At 50.5% G+C, this 18,124-nt stretch carries 15 protein-coding genes; 5 read left to right on the top strand and 10 right to left on the bottom strand.

Annotated features, from left to right (window positions below; translation table 11 throughout):
* Positions 1–172: 172 nt before the first annotated feature.
* Genes VN23_RS11030 through VN23_RS11020 form a run of 3 tightly spaced genes read right to left on the bottom strand, consistent with a single transcriptional unit; the run spans position 173 to position 7,332 of the window.
* Entirely contained in the window at positions 173–4,084 is a 3,912-nt protein-coding gene (locus VN23_RS11030) for a PAS domain S-box protein (protein WP_052746462.1), read from the bottom strand.
* Positions 4,081–6,228 (bottom strand): PAS domain-containing protein, encoded by a 2,148-nt coding sequence (locus VN23_RS11025; protein ID WP_046350823.1) that lies wholly within the window; start codon positions 6,226–6,228, stop codon positions 4,081–4,083. The genes VN23_RS11030 and VN23_RS11025 overlap by 4 nt, the downstream gene beginning before the upstream one ends.
* A 9-nt stretch (positions 6,229–6,237) precedes the next feature.
* Complete coding sequence (locus VN23_RS11020) at positions 6,238–7,332, bottom strand: response regulator (protein WP_046350824.1); 1,095 nt, start codon at positions 7,330–7,332, stop codon at positions 6,238–6,240.
* Between the two features lie 235 nt (positions 7,333–7,567).
* Between VN23_RS11020 and VN23_RS11015 the strand changes: the two genes are divergently transcribed.
* The 3 genes from VN23_RS11015 (at position 7,568) to VN23_RS11005 (ending at position 10,143) form a co-directional block, all read left to right on the top strand.
* On the top strand, positions 7,568–8,818 hold the full coding sequence (locus VN23_RS11015) for a 6-phosphofructokinase (RefSeq protein WP_046350915.1): 1,251 nt from the start codon (positions 7,568–7,570) through the stop codon (positions 8,816–8,818).
* Between the two features lie 76 nt (positions 8,819–8,894).
* A complete protein-coding gene (locus VN23_RS11010; protein WP_046350825.1) occupies positions 8,895–9,569 on the top strand; it encodes a MarC family NAAT transporter in 675 nt (224 codons plus the stop codon).
* 112 nt (positions 9,570–9,681) lie between these two features.
* Positions 9,682–10,143 (top strand): MgtC/SapB family protein, encoded by a 462-nt coding sequence (locus VN23_RS11005; RefSeq protein WP_082752745.1) that lies wholly within the window; start codon positions 9,682–9,684, stop codon positions 10,141–10,143.
* On the opposite strand, the gene miaA is transcribed toward VN23_RS11005, so the two are convergent.
* The 5 genes from miaA to mutL all read right to left on the bottom strand — a co-directional run bounded on the left by miaA (position 10,140) and on the right by mutL (position 14,949).
* The gene (miaA, locus tag VN23_RS11000) at positions 10,140–11,075 is read right to left on the bottom strand and encodes a tRNA (adenosine(37)-N6)-dimethylallyltransferase MiaA (RefSeq protein ID WP_046350827.1); all 936 of its coding nucleotides are present in this window, start codon (positions 11,073–11,075) and stop codon (positions 10,140–10,142) included. The two genes, VN23_RS11005 and miaA, sit on opposite strands and share 4 nt — an antisense overlap.
* Before the next feature lie 218 nt (positions 11,076–11,293).
* Positions 11,294–12,061, bottom strand: a complete 768-nt coding sequence (locus VN23_RS10995; RefSeq protein WP_046350828.1) for a hypothetical protein — start codon at positions 12,059–12,061, stop codon at positions 11,294–11,296.
* Positions 12,062–12,171: 110 nt separating this feature from the next.
* Positions 12,172–12,510, bottom strand: a complete 339-nt coding sequence (locus VN23_RS10990; protein ID WP_046350829.1) for a type II toxin-antitoxin system PemK/MazF family toxin — start codon at positions 12,508–12,510, stop codon at positions 12,172–12,174.
* Positions 12,511–12,756: an AbrB/MazE/SpoVT family DNA-binding domain-containing protein gene (locus VN23_RS22130; RefSeq protein ID WP_046350830.1), complete on the bottom strand. Its 246-nt coding sequence runs from the start codon at positions 12,754–12,756 to the stop codon at positions 12,511–12,513. It abuts the gene before it with no gap.
* Positions 12,757–13,002: 246 nt separating this feature from the next.
* Positions 13,003–14,949 carry a DNA mismatch repair endonuclease MutL gene (gene mutL / locus VN23_RS10980; protein ID WP_046350831.1) on the bottom strand — a complete coding sequence of 649 codons (1,947 nt, stop codon included), beginning with the start codon at positions 14,947–14,949 and terminating at the stop codon, positions 13,003–13,005.
* A gap of 166 nt (positions 14,950–15,115) precedes the next feature.
* Here mutL and VN23_RS10975 point away from each other — a divergent pair, with 166 nt between their 5' ends.
* Both VN23_RS10975 and VN23_RS10970 read left to right on the top strand, forming a co-directional pair.
* A complete protein-coding gene (locus VN23_RS10975; protein ID WP_046350832.1) occupies positions 15,116–15,325 on the top strand; it encodes a 2-hydroxymuconate tautomerase family protein in 210 nt (69 codons plus the stop codon).
* Positions 15,326–15,424: 99 nt separating this feature from the next.
* Positions 15,425–16,054 carry a glutathione S-transferase N-terminal domain-containing protein gene (locus VN23_RS10970; protein WP_046350833.1) on the top strand — a complete coding sequence of 210 codons (630 nt, stop codon included), beginning with the start codon at positions 15,425–15,427 and terminating at the stop codon, positions 16,052–16,054.
* Between the two features lie 186 nt (positions 16,055–16,240).
* On the opposite strand, the gene VN23_RS10965 is transcribed toward VN23_RS10970, so the two are convergent.
* Positions 16,241–17,269 (bottom strand): LacI family DNA-binding transcriptional regulator, encoded by a 1,029-nt coding sequence (locus VN23_RS10965; RefSeq protein WP_046350834.1) that lies wholly within the window; start codon positions 17,267–17,269, stop codon positions 16,241–16,243.
* Positions 17,270–17,345: 76 nt separating this feature from the next.
* Positions 17,346–17,990: a glutathione S-transferase gene (locus VN23_RS10960; RefSeq protein WP_082752743.1), complete on the bottom strand. Its 645-nt coding sequence runs from the start codon at positions 17,988–17,990 to the stop codon at positions 17,346–17,348.
* Between the last annotated feature and the right edge of the window lie 134 nt (positions 17,991–18,124).

Here is an 18,124-nt window from a genome sequence, read left to right as displayed (position 1 = left end):
TGCTGGGCGCCACCTGACATATTTTTTCGCTATATTACACCAGATTGACTCAATGTTTGGGGGGCGTGTTTTGAATCAGGTGTGCGATCGACTGCGTACATAACACTACAGTTTGCGTGCCGAGCAGGCTTATCTGGTTTCGCCTCATCTTGTTTAAATAAAGAGTGGCTGCTTAGTCATCTTGAAGGTGTGCGGCAGCGATGAGGCTGTGTAAGGTGTCCAGGGCGGTTTCAAAATTAAACTGGCCAATTTGCCGGGCAAGCGCTTGAACGCCGGTGCCGAGTGCTTTAAAAAATTGTTCGGCGTGTCGCTCAAAAAGCGGAATGGCTGCGGTGTCGTTCTGGCTGAGCAGGTTTTCCAGCTTGGTGAGCAGCTGGGGCAGCGGGTAGGTTTGTTCTACTGGCGGTGGATTCAGCACGCTGTCTAGCTGGGTGAGCTCATGATTGATGGCGTGGAGTAGTCGATCTCGCTCTGCTGCGGGGGCTTTGTTGTGTAAGGCGAATTCTAACTGCTCGGCTAGACTGGCCACGCTCTCTATACTTAAAACAGCTGCTGCGCCTTTTAGTGTGTGTGTGATCAGCAAGACTTCGCTGTTATTTTGTTTGAGCAGATGCTCCTCAAGTAAGGTCATATCGCCAGCGTGCGATTCTAGAAAGCGGCGTAGTAAATCGAGGTATTTCGCAGCGTTTCCTTTTAGCCTTTCTAGTGCTTCTGTAATATTAAGCCCCGGATGAGATGCTAGTTCGGCCAGCTCGCGCTCGTAAAAAATATGCTCGCTGGCCCGTTTTGCCCGGCTGGCATCAGGCGCAGGCACTGAGCCTGTTATCTGGCATTGGGGCAGCCATTTGAGCAGTACTTCAAATAAGGCTTCCGGGTTGACGGGCTTGCTGATAAAGCCATTGGCACCCGCTGCTTCGCAAGCTTGTTTGTTTTCATCAAAGGCGCTGGCGGTAAGGGCGATGATCGGGATGTTTTTTCCATTAGGCAGAGCGCGAATCGCGATGGTGGCTTCAAGGCCATCCATGACCGGCATTTGAATATCCATCAAAATCAGATCGTAGTGATTTACTTTGGCTTTTTCTAGTGCTTCTTGCCCGTTTACCGCGGTATCAAGGATCAGGCCGCTTTCATTGAGCAGATCAAGGATGACTTCCAGGTTGATGTCATTGTCTTCAACCAATAATAATTGCGCGCCAGCATGGTTGCGTAATTCGGACTCCATCTGCCCGGAGGCAAGCTCGACGGGGGCGATCTGCGGGCTGATGCCCCTTGTCAGCACGGCGGTAAACCAGAAGATACTGCCTTGGCCCGCAGCCGGTCTTACGCCTGCTTCCCCGCACATTCTTTCTGCCAGACGCCGGGTAATTGCTAAGCCCAGGCCGGTACCGCCGTATTTGCGTGTGGTGGATACATCGGCTTGTTCAAAGTTTTGGAATAGTCTGCTGGCTTGCTCTGCATTAACGCCAATGCCGGTGTCCTCTACTTCAAAGCGAAGTAGCAGGCTGTTTTCTTGCTCGTTTTCTACCCGAGCACGCAGGATGATATGGCCTTGCTCGGTAAATTTAATGGCATTGCTGGCGTAATTAAGCAGCGCTTGGCGTAGCCGGGTTGCGTCGCCATGTAACCATGCAGGCACCCGGCCGGTATCGGTTTCGATATTTAGCCCTTTATCAAGCGCTGCATCGTTGATTAGTGTGCACACATTATCAAAGAGGGCGATAAGCGAGAAGTCGCTTTGCTCCAGCTCTAGCCTGCCCGCTTCAATTTTAGATAAATCAAGAATATCGTTGATCACCGACATCAGGTGCTGGGCGGCATTATTAATTTTACTGAGCCGCTCGGCCTGATGCGGGGTAACGCCGTCTCGTCTGAGTAAATGAGTTAGGCCAAGAATGGCATTCATGGGCGTGCGGATTTCATGGCTCATATTGGCCAGAAAAGCACTTTTGGCATGATTGGCTGATTCGGCTTTTTCACGTGCTTCGGCAAGCTGGATGGTTCGCTCTGAAACCAGCTCTTCAAGATGAAAGCGATGCCGGTCCAGCTCGACGCTCAGGCGTTTTTTCTCGGTAATATCTTCTTGTATTCCTAAGTAATGGGTGATTTTTCCATCGTCCTGACGAATAGGGGAAACCGAGGCCAGTACGGTATAGACGTCCCCATTTTTGCGGCGGTTAATAAATTCACCCTGCCAGTGCACGCCCAGCAGCAGTGCTTTATTCAGCGCGGCATAGGTGGCTTCCGGGGTATGACCCGATTGCAGAATATGCGCGGGCTGGCCGATGACTTCGTCTCTGTCATAGCCGGATGTTTGCACAAAAGAGGTATTTACATAATCAATACAGAGATCAGCATCGGTAATGATGATGTTTTCCGGGCTTTGCTCCACGGCCAGAAATAATTTACGTAATTGCTCTTCGTTCTGTTTGTTTTTAGTGATATCTAAGGCAATGCCGGAGATACGGATGGCTTTACCGTAAGGGGTGTACTGGGCTCGCCCCTTGCTAACCAGCCAGCGGATTTCGCCAGAGTTTTGGCGGATACGAAACTCCACTTCAAAAGCTTCTTCATTGGCTGGGCGATTTTTAAGCCGGGCGTCAATGCGTGCCAAGTCAACAGGATAAATTTTGCTTCGCCAGAGCGCGATTGTGATCGGAGTATTGGCCGCCACGTCATAGAGTCTGGCGCATTCTGGCGACCAGTAGATTTGATGGTTTGATAAATCCCAATCCCAGATCCCTACATGTGCGCCTTCTTGCGCCATGAGTAAACGCTGCTCGCTTTCTCTGAGTGCGGCATTGCTTATTTCGGCATGCGAGCGGGCAGACATGGCGTCTTCCATCAGATTAAGTGCTGCCAGCCTGGCCCGACCTTGCTTTTCTAAAGCCTCGTTCTGGCTATTGATCAGGGCTATTTCGGCGCGTTTACGCTCGGTAATATCTTGTATCGTGCCGTGTAGCTCGATGATTTTTCCGCTTTGATCACGCTTTACTTTGCCCCGCGCGGTGATCCAGCGATGATTTCCATCGTGGCGAATCACCTCCGCATCACAAGAATAAGCCGTACCATCTGCAAGGCAGATCTCAACCGCTTTAACCAGCTCTATCCAGCTCTTGGCGCTGAAGTAATGTTGTACTTCGGGGAATACCGCGGGGGGTAAGGCGAGGTCCCGGCCATATATGTGATAAACCTCTTCTGACCAAAGGTGTGTATTGCTAGCAATATCCCAGCTCCAGCTGCCAACTCTGGCCAGCCGCTGTGCTTCTTTTAAGATGAATTCGCTTTCTTTGAGTGCGGCTTCGGCTTGTTTACGTGCCTGGATATCTTCAATGACCGAAATAAAGTAATCGGGCTCGCCATTTTTTTTCCAGGCAAGGGCAACGGTTAGGTTTACCCAAGTGATTTCTCCTCCTTTACATAGATAGCGTTTTTGCATGGCATATGTTTCTAGCTGGCCTGCCAGCATTTGTTCAACAAAATGCTGGTCATCCTGTAGGTCGGCTGGGTGGGTAATATCTTGAAATGTCAGCGATAAAAGCTCGTCCTGGCTATAGCCTGTGATTTGGCACAATCTGCGGTTAACCCGCAGCCATTGCCCATTGGGGGAAACCAGTGCAATGCCCATTGCTGCTTGTTCAAAAGTGGCTTGAAAGCGCAGCTCGCTTTGGAGTAATTGATCTTGAATGGCGCTCATTTCCCGCCAGCGTTCAGTTTCATTGCGGCGGGAGCGATGCAGAAATTCACTAAAAAAGCTTAATAAAAGGCCATTGATAAGCAGCATTCCCCATTGCATCAGATCGTGTGGCGTGCTGATGGCAAAGCTGTCGATGGGGGGGAGAAAGTAAGCAGTACAGGCCGCTGCAATCAAGGTGCTAAGCAGGCCGGGTATAAATCCACCCAGATAGGCGCTGATGATAATGGGCAAGATAAAAAGAATGAGTAAGGGCTGTTCGCCAAAAGTAACTGTAATTTCACTCCTTACCCACAGCATGAGCAAAGGCAAAATAATGGCAAGCAGGTAGATCAGCAGCAGGTGGCGCTTTGAGTACAGAGCACGGGCGCTGTAATGATTCAGGCCTTTCATGATTTTCTGGCCAGAAGAGGATCGGGGCTGTTATTTGCAGTCTGATAAAGACTTAATTCCTTGATCTGCCGCTTGAGCTCAATCATTTCCAGCTCCCGGTCTACCATGGCTTGGTTAAAGCGCTCCAGCTCGGCATTGCGCTGAAGCAATTCTTCTGACTGGAGGGTGAGCGTGTGTTCCACCGCTTTGCGCTCGGTGATATCCAGTAATAAGCCAATGAGTGCCGGATGGCCTTTGTCATCGACCTTGCGGCCATAAAATTCCACTTCAATTTGCGTGCCGCTGCGTTGAAGTCCAGTGAAAGTGAAATGAACATCACTGAGCTCACCATTTTCAGCCTGCAAAATAAGGCCACGGACTCGTTCTTTGTCTTTATGGCTGACCAGCTCTTCAATCTGTCCCATGGCGATCAGGGCCTGAGCGTCTTCGTGACCAAATATCCTGGCAAATCCGGGGTTAACATAGCTTAGGCGGTGCTTCTGAATAATATAAATGCCGGCCAGTGATTGCTCTACCAAAGCGCGAAAGCGTTCTTCGTTTTCTTTGAGTACCATTTCGGCTTGCTTGCGTTCGGTGATATCACGTGAAATACCAAAAATACCGATGGTATTGCCTTTTTCATCGCAAAGTGGCCCTTTAGTGCCCAGAAAAATGCGCTGGCCATTCGGCATATCAAGCACTTCTTCCTGCGTGATGACGGTATTGCGGAGAATGACTTGCTTGCCAAGATCCATCAGCATTTCCGCCTGATCCGGCGGAAAAATCGCTCTGTCATCCAGTCCTAGAATATCTTGGCTTTGCCGGTTTACAAAACGGCAGGCCGCGCGATTAAACAGGATGTAGCGGCCTTCAAGGTCTTTGGCAAAAATGGCGTCTTCAGAGCTGTCTGCAATGGTGGAGAGTAGTTTTACAGACTGCAAATGCTCGGTTTGTAATTGGCGCATATTGGTGGCTAAAACTAATTGTTCTTGCTGCTTCAAGATCACATAGCCGGTACGCATCATGAGCAGTGCTAATAGTGCGGCCAAGCTAATCCACAGAGAATCTTTGATGATCTCACTGTAAAGCGCGGATTGATCTATTTGGGTGAGTAAAACCCAGTTGCTATTGGGCACTGCACGAAGGATGCCCATGGTTTTGCCAGGGCGGATGATCTTGCCACTAAGCGTTTTGCTCAGAGGCAGGTTATCTGGTAAACGCTGGGTGCTTTGCAAGGGGAGGATGGCAGGTATTTTTTGGCCAAAATGAGGGCCGTTTAATAAAACCAGTTGATTGTCTTCTTTATTAAATAATAAAGATTCACTGCGTGGCCCGGGGAGGGGCTGTGTTTGCAGTATGGCAGAGAGCCAGTGATCGGTATGGTTATGCAAAACAATAAAGGGCGTTGGCCCGGCTATGGCGGTAAGCGGGGCAATAAAATCTAAGCTGGGCTGGCCTTTAGCGTCGGGGTAGGGGCCGATTCTCTGCACTTTTTTTGATTGAGCCGCGGTGTGCAGCGTAGCGTGATAGTTGGGCAAATTCTGTAATACGGGCAGCGATGAGCTCCAGAGCAGTTTCCCTTCGGAATCTAGCAGGCTGGCGGCACTGAATCCTTTGATTTTGCCAAATTGCTCCAGCCGGGTAAGCAGCTTTAATTTGCTGCTTAGATCATCTGTCTGATGCCAGTTTTGATAGAGCGTGGCGTAGATTTGGCTAGTTTTGAGTAGCTCTGCATCACCTTCCCGCTCTTTTAGCCAATCCGTTATTTGCCTGAGTTTTACATCGGTGACGATTTGTATTCTGGCTTCGTTTATTTTTTCTATCTGGCTGACCCGATAGGCAATGCCCGCGCCGCTGAGCAATAGAATCACCAGCGCTAACAGAGAAAATGAGATCCCTAGTTTGTTGCCATAGCTGGTATGTTGTTTTGGATTGAGCCCGTTTTCACTTTCGGGCAGGCGCTTCCACATCACATAGAGCAGTAATACGCTGTAAACGATCAGCAGCCAGTCTTTGAGCGTTGTCAGCCCTTCAAAGGAATGTGTCGGGGCATACAGCATCTCTATTATTTTGCTGCTGAGTACTACACCCAGCCCTGCGATTGCAGCATAAGTGAGTGCAATCTTGAGAATGTGAGATAAGGTTTGATTAAATTCTTTTTGCATCGCTGTATCCTAGACACAGTCTGTATAACGTTCTGCAATGGCGGTGAATTCTGGAAAGTGATCGAGAAAAGCCTGCACAATATCAGGATCAAAATGCTTGCCACTCCCCGATTTAATCATCAGTCTAGCTTCCTCATAAGGTAGCGCTTGCTTGTAAACCCTGCGGCAAATCAGCGCATCAAATACATCTGCCAGCGCCATCAGCCGTGCGGAGAGCGGAATATCATCGCCCGCTAATCCATCCGGGTAGCCGCTGCCATTCCATTTTTCATGATGCCAGTGGGCAATTTCTTTCGCTAAAGTGAGAAACGCGACGGGTTGCTCGATATCGCGTTCGGCTTGTTCAATGGCCTCGCTGCCCAGTTGGGCGTGGGTTTTCATGATCAGCCATTCTTCTGCGCTTAGGCTGCCGGGCTTGAGCAAAATATAATCAGGAATCCCTACCTTGCCAATATCGTGCAGCGGGGCAGATCGGCTGAGTACATTGATATAGCGTGGGGTTAAGGTTTCGGCAAAGCGCGGGTGTTCTTGCAGCTTGAGCGCTAATAAGTACACATAGCTTTGTGTGCGAAGAATATGGTTGCCTGTTTCAGGATCGCGGGTTTCGGCAAGATGGGCGAGCGCGCGGATGCTCACTTGCTGGGTAATCTCATTTTCAGCCATACGGCGTGAAATCTCTGCTTCCAGCGCCGCATTTTGATTTTTAAGCCAGCTGCGTGCCTGTTTGGCTTCCAGCTGGGTGCGCACTCTTGCCAATACAATGCTGGGTTTAATCGGCTTAATGATGTAGTCGACGGCACCCAGCTGCAAGCCCAGCTCCTCGCTGCCTGTATCAGCCAGAGCTGTAAGCAAAATAACGGGAATATCCCGTGTTTCTGGCATGGCCTGTAGCTGCTTGAGTACGCTATAGCCATCAATGCCCGGCATCATGACATCCAGCAAAATTAAGCTGGGTAAAGCTTGGGTGGCAAGGATGCGCAGACACCTCTCTCCCGATGGTGCAGCAAGCACACGGTAGTGTGGAGACAGCAAATTACTAATTACTAGTAAATTTTCAGATAGATCATCAACAACTAATATCGTGTAATTACTTTCATTAAACATACGGCCCCCATTAAAAAGGCGCTGATCTGCAGTATAGATTTATCAGAAGAGAAAAGATGAGGAGTTTTTGGCATCTCGTTGCGTGTAGCAGCTCTTCGGTATTTTAGTAAGGCAGTTGGTGTAAGTTATCTTGCATTTTTGCCATGCTGAAAAACCCTAATGCAAAAAGCCCCGATGACTAAACATGCTGCAACGCGCAAAATACGCGCCTAGAATTTATCTTTTGGAAACGCTCATGGCCAGAAACGCGCTTTACGCCCAATCGGGTGGTGTAACCCCTGTGATTAATGCATCCGCTGCTGCGGTGATTGCAGCCGCCCGCGCTCATCCGGATCAGATTGGCCGCGTATTTGCTGCCAAAAACGGGGTATTAGGTGTGTTGGCCGAAGAGCTGATTGATACCGCCTGCATGAGTGAAGCCGATTTGGCCGCGCTGGCCGCATCCCCTGGCGGTGCATTTGGCTCTTGCCGCCATAAGCTGCGCTTTGGCCGTGAGCTGACTCGTTTGTTTGAAATTTTTGCCGCGCACGATATTGGCTATCTGTTTTATAACGGTGGTGGCGATTCTGCTGATACCTGCTTAAAAATTGCCGCGCATGCCGAATACCTTGGCTATGATCTCACCGCAATTCATGTGCCTAAAACCATTGATAACGATTTGCCGCATTCGGATTGCTCGCCCGGCTTTGGCTCGGTGGCTAAATATGTGGGCACATCCATCCGCGAAGCGGGTATGGATGTGGCGTCGATGTGCGGCTCCAGTACCAAAGTATTTATTATGGAAGTCATGGGCCGTCACACCGGCTGGATTGCCGCAAGTAGCGGCCTAGCATCGGGCGAAGGCAACTTGCCACCGCACCTGATTTTGCTGCCGGAAGTCACATTTAACGCGGCTACTTTCCTTGCGGCTGTTGAAGAAACCATTGCCCGTGAAGGCTATTGCGTGATTGTGGCTGCGGAAGGGATTAAAAATGCTGAAGGCAAGTTCGTTGCCGAAGCGGGTGGCACCGATGCCTTTGGTCATGCGCAGCTGGGCGGTGTAGCGCCTTACTTGGCGCAGCTGATCAAAACCGCCCAAGGTCATAAATGCCATTGGGCCGTATCTGATTATCTGCAACGTGCAGCGCGCCATATGGCCTCGCAAACTGATGTGGATCAAGCCATGGCCGTGGGCACTGCCGCCGTGAAGTTTGCACTGGCCGGTGAGCGTGGCGTGATGCCTACCATCGTTCGCACCAGTGACGCGCCTTATGCTTGGACGATTGGCTCGGTGAAGCTGGAAGAAGTGGCGAATCACGAGAAACACCTGCCTGCTGAATATATCCGCGCCGATGGCTTTCATATCACGCCAGCAGCGCGCACCTATTTTGCACCTTTGATTATGGGCGAGGCGATTCCTCCTTATGTAAATGGCTTGCCTGCTTACCCAGTGTGGAATTTTTCCGTAGTCGAAGCCAAGCTAGAGGCGTTTAATACGGCGGCGTAAACTTTCTCTATTCTTGATCTAAATAAAAGGGAAGGGCACTTTTAGAGTGTACGCTTCCCTTTTTTGCGTGGACAAGATGACCCTATTTCGCTTGGTACTGGAGTACCTGTCTTACATCCTGACTACGGTCACGGCTTTGCTACCGATTATTAATCCACTTTCTACCGCTGCTATTTTGCCTGGGATATCAGTGCATTTATCTGATGCAGAGCGAAAGCAGCAGGTCAAACTGGCTTGCTACTATATGGCAGGAATCTTAATCACCTTCTTGATGGCAGGGGGCTTGATTATGGATTTCTTTAATATCTCTATCCCCGGCTTACGTATTGCAGGCGGGATGGTGGTGATTTATTTGGGGTTCAGGATGCTGTTTCCTGATTCTCAACCAAAAATTGACGATGAGCCTGAGTTAGGCGCCAGACGTGAAATTGCTTTTACGCCGCTCGCCATGCCTTCGATGGCAGGGCCGGGCTCGATTGCGGTAGTGATTTCAATGTCTTCTACCTTGCATTCGCAAAGACATATTCCCGTTTTGGCTGGCTATTTTCTCTTGATACTCGGCATTGCCGCCACAGCATTTATCTGCTGGCTAACCTTACGCGCCGCTAGCCGTTTATTTGCGGTGCTTGGGGATGAAGGAATTAGTGCTATATCGAGAATTATGGGTTTTATGCTGATTTGTATCGGTGTGCAGTTTTTTATTAATGGTGTGGGTGAATTGCTGCACGACGCAAGCTTTATGCCGCGTTAAGCACTTTATGCTTTATCTTGATATCTGGCTTACTCAATCAGCAATGGTGAGGTTTTATGAGAATGCTTTCAGATTTCGATATTTTCTTGCAGTTCATCGGCGGTGAGGTTTTATGAGGATGCTGCTAGATTTTGATATTTTTTTGCGCTTAATTTTGGCCGTTTTTTTGGGCGGGCTGATTGGCATTAATCGCTTTATGCATAAAAAGCCAGCCGGTGTGCGCACCCATGCCTTGGTATCCCTAGGAGCGGCGCTGATGATTGCCTTAAATGGTGTGATCAGCCATGACGATGCCCAAGCCTTTAGCCGTGTGGCTCAAGGCTTGATTACGGGCGTCGGCTTTTTGGGAGCAGGTTTGATTGTGCATCGCAACGATAATATGGTGGAGGGCCTGACTTCTGCCGCATCAATCTGGCTTACGGCGGCAATAGGCTTGGCCTGTGGTGCTGGCTATGTGGATATTGCCGTGTTTGTAGTGATTTTAGCGCTGCTGGTGATTAATCTGGGCGGGCCATTAGAGCGCTGGGCCGAAAGACGGATGCAGTGCTGGCGCGATGATAAATCACCACATTAAAGCCAGGCCGCAACGGCTGCCTTTACCCGCTCTGCCAAATCACTTCCTTGGCAATTAATCTCCAGCAAATCATCCATTCCCCGCATCCAGGTCAGCTGCCGTTTAGCCAATTGGCGGGTTGCGGCGATGCCTTTTTCGCGCATGGTTGGATAATCCACCAAGCCATCCTGATATTCCCAAGCCTGCCGATAGCCCACGCAGCGCATCGACGGCAGCTCTAAGGACAAATCATATTTTGCTCGCAAGCGGGCCACTTCATCAAGCAGGCCCAACTCCAACATTTGATCAAAGCGCAGCGCAATGCGATCGTGCAGCCATTTTCTGTCTTGCGGCAGCAGGGCGATTTTAAGCAGGCGATAGGGCAGAGCGCCGCTGGCAGGCTCGGCCAGTAAATCCGACATTTTTTTGCCCATCAGCGTACAGACTTCCAAAGCACGCTCGATGCGCTGCGCATCCGTTGATTTAAGGCGTTCAGCAGTGATCGGGTCGATAGCGGCCAGTTTGGTGTGCATGGCGGGCCAGCCGATCAGCGCCGCCTCTTCATGGATTTGCGCCCGCAGCGCCGCATCCGCTTGCGGTAATTCATGAATGCCGTGTTGCAAGGTGTTGTAATACAGCATGGTGCCACCCACCAGCACCGGCACCTTGCCACGCGCTGTAATCTCGGCCATTAAAGCCAGCGCATCACGCCGAAATTGCGCGGCAGAATAAGCCTCTTCCGGTGAAATAATATCAATCAAATGATGCGGCGCACGGGCTAGCTCATCACTACTTGGCTTGGCGCTGCCGATATCCATATCTTTAAACACCAGTGCCGAATCGACCGAAATCAACTCCACCGGCAAGCCGCTTTCCAGCAAATGAATCGCGCTGGCGGTCTTGCCACTGGCGGTAGGGCCCATTAAGAAAATGGCGGGAGAGGAGTGCGGCATGGCGAGATAACTTTATAAAAATTAAAAATAGTGGGTTTTAGTAAACCCAAATCTTGAACCACAGAGAGCACGGAGTTTCACGGAGAAAAGCAAAGTTGTATTGCCGATTTTGTAGGGCGGGTGAAACCCGCGTATTTTTCAGCATTGCTCGCGGGTTTCACCCGCCCTACGGTTTTCTCCGTGTTCTCTGTGTCTACAGACCTTAGGTTTGTGTGTTTTCAATGAAAATGATGGCTTAAAAATCTGACCAGAATGCCGGTGGCGAGTGCGGCAATCAGGGAGGGGATAAAGGCCAACAGGCCGATATGGCTTGCCATTGGCGTCCAGACCAAGAAGAACATGCTAAACCCTGTCAGCCCCATTAAAAAGCCGCGTAATTGCAGTAATAGCGCATTGCGGCCGGCATTGGCCAGTGTAAATGCAGGAATCACCGTGGCGGCGACGGGAAAACCAGCTAATACGCCTGTCATGGTGCTGCCTAAGAGTAAAGAGAGGCTGGAAAGCGCCAACACCAGCAACAGTGCCGCCACCATGCGGGCATACAGCTCAATCTTGGGTAGCGAAGAGTTATTGATGGCCTCTGGTCTGGGGATAAAGTAAATCGCAATCCACAGCCCCGCCAACACACTAATGCTGACGATGAATGACACGGCAAGGCCGCTCCAAACCAAGAGAAAAGCAGTGAGCAAATAAGCTGCCCAGCCGCAAAGAATGGTGCCCAGCCATGAAAAGTAGCGGCTGGCGTGGGCTAGCACCAGCATATACACCACATTGGCCCAAAGCCCCGCCGATGCAGCCCCGGCTACTTTGATCGCATATTCAGGCCCGTATTCCAGCCACAGTGCCAGCACAATCGGAATAGCCACCAGCGGCAAGCCGCCCAGCAAACCCGCAATCTGCGGTCCCCAGCGACGCCCAGCAAGACTTGCCGCGCCGATAAGCAGCGGGGCGGCAAAAAGTTTAACGATTAAAGCGCTGGTGGGCATGAGGGCTCGTTTTGAATACAGGGGCAGATGACAACGATATTACACAAGCCAAATCTTGAACCCTTGATATCACGGGGTTTTGTATAAGGTGGGTATATTGGCGGTCATGTTTATTCGGGAAAAATAGAGCGATATCGATCAAGCACGTCTTGCAAAATATCATCGGGCACACTTTCTTTGCGGCTGGCTTTGCGTGCTCGCCAGTCTAGTGTTTTAGCTTGGTGGCTTAACACAACGCCCTGTGTTTCAGTGCCGCAACCCATTAGGGAAACCGCAAAGCCAGCGCTTCGTGCCATGAGTTGCTGACCTTGTGTCACAGGACAAACCACGACCAGCCCAGATTGATTAAAAGCACCAAGGGATAGCACGAGGGCGAAGTGTGGGCCTTTCATTTCCTGACCGGCAGCGGGATCAAAATCAAGGTGGATAATGTCGCCTGGATTAAACATTTACCAAATTTCCTGCCCTACAAGGGGAAGCGAATCCCATTCAGGCATGCTCATAAATTCAGCAGGGGTTTCGGCTAGCAGTGCCGCCGCATCAAAACGCTGGCGCTTAGGCTCTACCGTTAGGCGATGACCTTCAATTTTGAAGCGCACAAAATCACCGGCCACTAGCTGATTTTGCTCAGCATAAGCAGGAGGAATCACCATGATCAGCGAGCCGCCGGAGCGACGTAAAGCAGCAGTTCCCATCACCTTCTCCTTGTGGATTTGTTTTACTAAAGTAAAACATATAGTTATACAAAAGTAAAACTTTTTGGCGGTTTCAACCTGCTAGGTGGATATTTGGGTGAAGCATAAAACCCAAATCTTGAACCTAGAAAGTTCAGAGCGGCACGGAGAGAATCTTATTCATTATGCTTTTCTTCGTGGCCCTCCGTGTTCTCCTGGATCGAAGTGGTTTAAGGTTTGGGTTTTGTATGGCTAATTGCGCCCACTTTACTGTCCACGCATAAACATTTTATCTAATTCATTCAGCGTCATCCGAAACCAGGTGGGGCGGCCGTGATTGCATTGGCCGCTGCGTTCGGTGGCTTCCATCTGGCGTAAGAGCGCGTTCATTTCGGTGATGGTGAGGCTACGGTTGGCGCGCACCGAGCCATGGCAGGCCATGGTGGCGAGTAGCTCGTTTTGCCTGCCTGCTAATACTTCGCTCGCGCCCACCATGCGAATATCTTTGAGCACCGCTTGCGCCAGCTCGATGGGGTTGGCGTCTTTCAGCAGCATGGGCAGGGAGCGGATGGCAAGCTGGGTAGGGGATTGCACTGAGATTTCGAAACCAATCGCGGCCAGCGTTTCAGCGTGATCTTCAACTGTGGCTACATCGTGTTTATCGGCCGCAAAAACATGCGGGATCAACAGTGGCTGGGTGGGCATTTGATGCAGATCGAGCGCGTTTTTAAGCTGCTCGTACACCACCCGCTCGTGCGCGGCGTGCATATCCACCACGATCAGCCCCTCGGCATTTTGCGCAAGGATATAGATGCCGTGCAGCTGGCCGAGTGCAAAACCCAGCGGCGGCACGGTTTCCGAATCGCTGGCACGGGAAGGCGCGGTGGCAGCGGGGGATATTGCAGCGGCGGGCATTAGTGCACCAGCAGGAATAGCGGGAGCGAATTTGCGCTCAGGGGTGTCACTGCTGAATGAAGGCGATGGCTCGGGTGTCCAGCTTGAATCACTTGGGTTTGCTTCGCCCGGTGCCCGCTTTAAATCTGCAAACATCGTGTCATAAAAGGCCATCGGGGCTTGCACACGCGGCTGCGGCTGGAAATTGCCTTGCTTATACGCCATTTCTGCGTAATTTTTAGGCGTCATTGCGGGGGCTGGGGCCATGACACTAGAGTCTGGCGCGGCGATTTCGCCGGTTTCCGGATCAATCCCAGCAGGTACCGTGCCTGCGCGTGTTCCGGCCAGCGCTTTTTTCAGGCTGGTGAGCATAAAGCGGTAAATCGCTTGCGATTCCCTGAAGCGTACTTCGATCTTGGTAGGGTGAACATTGACATCCACGCCTTTAGGGTCCAGCTCTAAAAACAAGCAGTAGGCCGCGTGTTTATCGTGATGTAATACATCGCGGTAGGCTTCACGCAGTGCGTGCTGCACCACTTTATCCCTGACAAAACGGCCGTTTACAAAGAAATATTGCGCATCGCGGCTGGATTTTCCCAGCGTGGGCGAGCCGGTAATGCCCCACAGCCGCAGCCCACCGAAACCTTCATCAACCTGCACGCCGGACGCCACAAAAGCATCGCCTAAAATCGCCGCAGCACGCTTGGACAAATCGCCCGCCAATAGCCGCAACTGAGCGCGGCCATTATGGCTGAGCGTGAATTGCACGCCGGGGTTGGCCAGTGCAAGGCGTTGCACCATATCGCTGCAATGGGCGAATTCGGTGGATTCGGATTTTAGAAACTTACGCCGCGCAGGTACTTGGTAGTAAAGCTCGTGTATCTCAATGGTACTGCCCTGGCTGAGCGAGGTAGGCTCTGGCTCGCTGACATGGCCATTATCTGCATCCACCCGCCATGCGTAATCTGATCCTTGCTCGCGGCTGCTCAGCGTAAGCCTTGATACAGAAGCAATACTCGCCAGCCCTTCACCCCTGAAACCCAGTGTGGCCACTTTTTGCAAATCGTCCAGATCACGAATTTTGCTGGTGGCATGGCGATGCAGTGCCAAGGGCAGCTCGTCTTTGGCAATGCCGCAGCCATCGTCGATCACCTTAATCAGCTTGGTGCCGCCTGCCAGCAGCTCGATGGTGAGATTCTGGCTGCCTGCATCGAGACTGTTTTCCAGTAATTCTTTTAATGCAGAAGCAGGACGCTCAACCACCTCGCCTGCGGCAATTTGGTTAATCAGGTGATCGGGAAGTTGCTGGATACGTGGCATAGGAGCAGGCGGCAATAGAGTGAAAATCGATTATACCTGTGTATTCCTTGTAAGCCTTTGGCATGATTACAAGGTGGATTTTGCTGTATGGCTGCGCTGGGCGTTGCAATTTTGCTGAGTGCCCTGATCTATTCACAAGCTACTTCATTCATTGAAAGGAATCACTATGCCCGTTGTAAATATTCAAATTACGCGCGATGGCGCGACGGCTGAGCAAAAAGCTGAAGTGATTGCAGGCGTGACCGATGTGTTAGTGCGTGTTTTAAATAAAGACCCAGTGACAACCTTTGTGATTATTGATGAGGTGGATACCGATAACTGGGGCCATGCAGGTAAAAGCGTGACGCAATTAAGGGCGTTGGCGAAAGGAAACTAGGCATTGCCATAAACCCTCGTCACTCCCGCTTACCTTTGGCGGGAATCCAGCCGCGCTGCTGGCTGGTTTTTCCATACAACCCTTGCCTCAGGATATGCAATGCTCGACCTATATTATTGGATGACGCCTAACGGCCATAAAGTACGGATATTTTTGGAAGAAGCGGGCTTGGATTATCGTGTCCACCCTATCAATATCAACAAGGGCGAGCAATTTGCGCCAGATTTTTTGCGCATCGCTCCGAATAACCGTATTCCTGCGATTGTGGATCATGATCCGGCCGATGGCGGAGAAGAAATTGCGCTCTTTGAATCGGGCGCGATTCTGCTTTATTTAGCAGAGAAAACCGGCCAATTTATGCCTGTAGATTTTCGCGCTAAGCAAATCATGCAGCAGTGGTTATTCTGGCAAATGGGCGGTTTAGGCCCAATGGCTGGGCAGAACCATCATTTCTCGCTCTACGCCCCGGAAAAAATCTCTTACGCAATTAATCGCTATATCACCGAAACCACAAGGCTTTATTCGGTGTTGAATAAACATTTGGCCGATAAAGATTTTATTGCTGGTGAATATTCCATCGCCGATATGGCCTGCTATCCGTGGATTGTCCCCCATGCTCAGCAAGGACAAAATCTGGATGATTTCCCCGCCTTAAAGCGCTGGTTTAACACTATTTCAGAGCGGCCAGCTGTGCAGCGGGCTTATGCCTTGGCAAAAGAAATTAACTAATTAATTCTAAAGGGGGCATTTGCTCCCTTATTTTTTGATTAAATATTTTCTGCGCCGTATTGGGTAAGGCGTGTTTTATGCATAGTACGGCAGCCGTGCTGAAGCGTGGCAGGTAAAAAAGCCCACGAAAAGTGGGCTTTTATCAAGGTAGGGGTAGCGGCCGATCAGTTAACCGCGCTGGTGATGTCAATGCGGGGCAGCTTGCTCGCTCCGTGTTGTGTCTAAGCGCTGATGCAAGCTTGCCGGAACCCAGATCGAATCTACCGCTTCGCCCTGCATCAGTTTTAACACACGGGCAAGGCTTTCGCTGGCGAGTTGCTGGCTGTCTTGCACGATGGATTGAATGCCCCAAGGCAGGCAGTTGAGCAGATTATGATCGTCAAAAGTCATTAAGTGCTTGGGCATGCCATTTTGTTTTTCGTTGATATAGGCCAGCGCGCCTTCCAGCAGGGTGAGCGAGCCGGTGAACAGGCTGTCGGGATAGTGGCCAAGGCGTTCATAGCATTCGGCCATCATGCTGTAGCCCGATGGGCGCAGGTAATCTCTTTGCCAGACCCAGTGCTCTTGTTCTGCCACACCGCTTAATTCAAGGCCTTTACGATAGCCCGCAAGGCGATCCTGGCTAGGGGATAAATCGGCTTGTCCGCCAAAATAAACGACTTCTTTACTGCCCTTGGCGATGGTTTGCATCACCAGTGACGTGACGGCGTCGATGGCGTCGGTGACGACAAAGGGAATTGGGCAGTCTTTGATATGGCGATCGACAAAGACCAGCGGCAGGCGCAGAGACCATTTTAAATATTGCGTGGCATCGCTGCTGCAAGGCACCACAATCAGGCCGTCTACCTGGCGGGTGAGCAGATGCTCGATGCCTGCTGTTTCCATCGCCGCTTGTTCATTACTACTCATCACAAGCAGCTGATAGCCTGCTTCTCTGCATAGTGGTTCTAAAGCTTGCGCGAGGCTGGCGTGGGCAAAGTTGCTTAGCTCGGGCACAAGTAAACCTAAAGTGCCACTTTTGCGCGATCTTAATGTTTTGGCCGACTGCGAGGGTTGAAAATGATGCTCGCGGGCAATCGCCAGCACGCGCTCCTTGGTGGATTCTGCAATGCGGTATTCTGCAGAGCGTCCATTTAGCACGAGGCTAGCCGTGGTTTTGGATACATTAGCCAGACGGGCAATGTCATCCATTGTTAGGCGTATAAATTGGCTCACAATGACTCAGTTTCTAATGCACATTCAAGTCGCAAGGTTACCGAAAAAACAGCAGCTTGGATTGCGTATTTGTGATTTAGGGAAAAATAAAAGGCAGATCACCCGATTGCCAGACAGAAAATTTTTGCATCACGCTTTGGTAATCAGCACTGTTACATAAAAAAGCCAGCCATTGCTTTAGCTTTGGGTAGGGGGCGGTGTCAAACCATTCCGGATCAACGCTTGCAAATTGGCGAATAAACGGAAATATCGCAATATCCGCCAAGCATATTTGCTGAAGCAGTAAAAAAGAAGTCTGCGCCAGCCGTGTTTCTAAATCATGTAAAAAGAGCTCGCCTTGGCTGCGATAATATTCTTGGGGGTGAGCGGGGTAGCGGTCTGCATATTTATATTGATCGAGATAAATTTTAAATATCTGATCACTATGATCGATCAGTTCTGCAATCTGCTGATTTAACGCTTCATTCTCTTTGCAAAGCCATTGCTGTGGATCGTGTTGCTCTAATGCCCATTGCATAATTTCGCGGCTTTGCTCGATGACTTGCCCATTATTTAATACTAAAACAGGTACCGTGCCTTTGGGCGAGGCGTGGAGTAATGCTGCGGGTTTATTACGCAGCACAATTTCGCGCAATTCAACTTGAATACCAGAATATTGAATGGCCATTCTGGCACGCATGGCGTACGGGCAACGGCGGAAGGAATAAAGAATAGGTAGCATAGAATCAGATTTAATATTTTTGCGTGATGATACAGATTGCAGGCTGTTTGTAGAGTCACAGCTTGCCAGATGTTAGCTGCTTGCTAGATTTAAGGCAGATTTATTGTTGAAAGGCCAATTTTTGCTGTATTTCA

The organism is Janthinobacterium sp. B9-8, assembly GCF_000969645.2.
GTDB lineage: Bacteria > Pseudomonadota > Gammaproteobacteria > Burkholderiales > Chitinibacteraceae > Iodobacter.
The sequence above is the reverse complement of the archived record's forward strand: the minus strand, read 5'-3'. Positions and strand labels throughout refer to the sequence as shown.

What these genes read in the sequence shown, in the direction of transcription:
- VN23_RS11030 (WP_052746462.1), bottom strand. Translation starts at nt 4,084, where the DNA reads ATGAAAGGCCTGAATCATTACAGCGCCCGTGCTCTGTACTCAAAGCGC.
- VN23_RS11025 (WP_046350823.1), bottom strand. Translation starts at nt 6,228, where the DNA reads ATGCAAAAAGAATTTAATCAAACCTTATCTCACATTCTCAAGATTGCA.
- VN23_RS11020 (WP_046350824.1), bottom strand. Translation starts at nt 7,332, where the DNA reads ATGTTTAATGAAAGTAATTACACGATATTAGTTGTTGATGATCTATCT.
- VN23_RS11015 (WP_046350915.1), top strand. Translation starts at nt 7,568, where the DNA reads ATGGCCAGAAACGCGCTTTACGCCCAATCGGGTGGTGTAACCCCTGTG.
- VN23_RS11010 (WP_046350825.1), top strand. Translation starts at nt 8,895, where the DNA reads ATGACCCTATTTCGCTTGGTACTGGAGTACCTGTCTTACATCCTGACT.
- VN23_RS11005 (WP_082752745.1), top strand. Translation starts at nt 9,682, where the DNA reads ATGAGGATGCTGCTAGATTTTGATATTTTTTTGCGCTTAATTTTGGCC.
- miaA (WP_046350827.1), bottom strand. Translation starts at nt 11,075, where the DNA reads ATGCCGCACTCCTCTCCCGCCATTTTCTTAATGGGCCCTACCGCCAGT.
- VN23_RS10995 (WP_046350828.1), bottom strand. Translation starts at nt 12,061, where the DNA reads ATGCCCACCAGCGCTTTAATCGTTAAACTTTTTGCCGCCCCGCTGCTT.
- VN23_RS10990 (WP_046350829.1), bottom strand. Translation starts at nt 12,510, where the DNA reads ATGTTTAATCCAGGCGACATTATCCACCTTGATTTTGATCCCGCTGCC.
- VN23_RS22130 (WP_046350830.1), bottom strand. Translation starts at nt 12,756, where the DNA reads ATGGGAACTGCTGCTTTACGTCGCTCCGGCGGCTCGCTGATCATGGTG.
- mutL (WP_046350831.1), bottom strand. Translation starts at nt 14,949, where the DNA reads ATGCCACGTATCCAGCAACTTCCCGATCACCTGATTAACCAAATTGCC.
- VN23_RS10975 (WP_046350832.1), top strand. Translation starts at nt 15,116, where the DNA reads ATGCCCGTTGTAAATATTCAAATTACGCGCGATGGCGCGACGGCTGAG.
- VN23_RS10970 (WP_046350833.1), top strand. Translation starts at nt 15,425, where the DNA reads ATGCTCGACCTATATTATTGGATGACGCCTAACGGCCATAAAGTACGG.
- VN23_RS10960 (WP_082752743.1), bottom strand. Translation starts at nt 17,990, where the DNA reads ATGCTACCTATTCTTTATTCCTTCCGCCGTTGCCCGTACGCCATGCGT.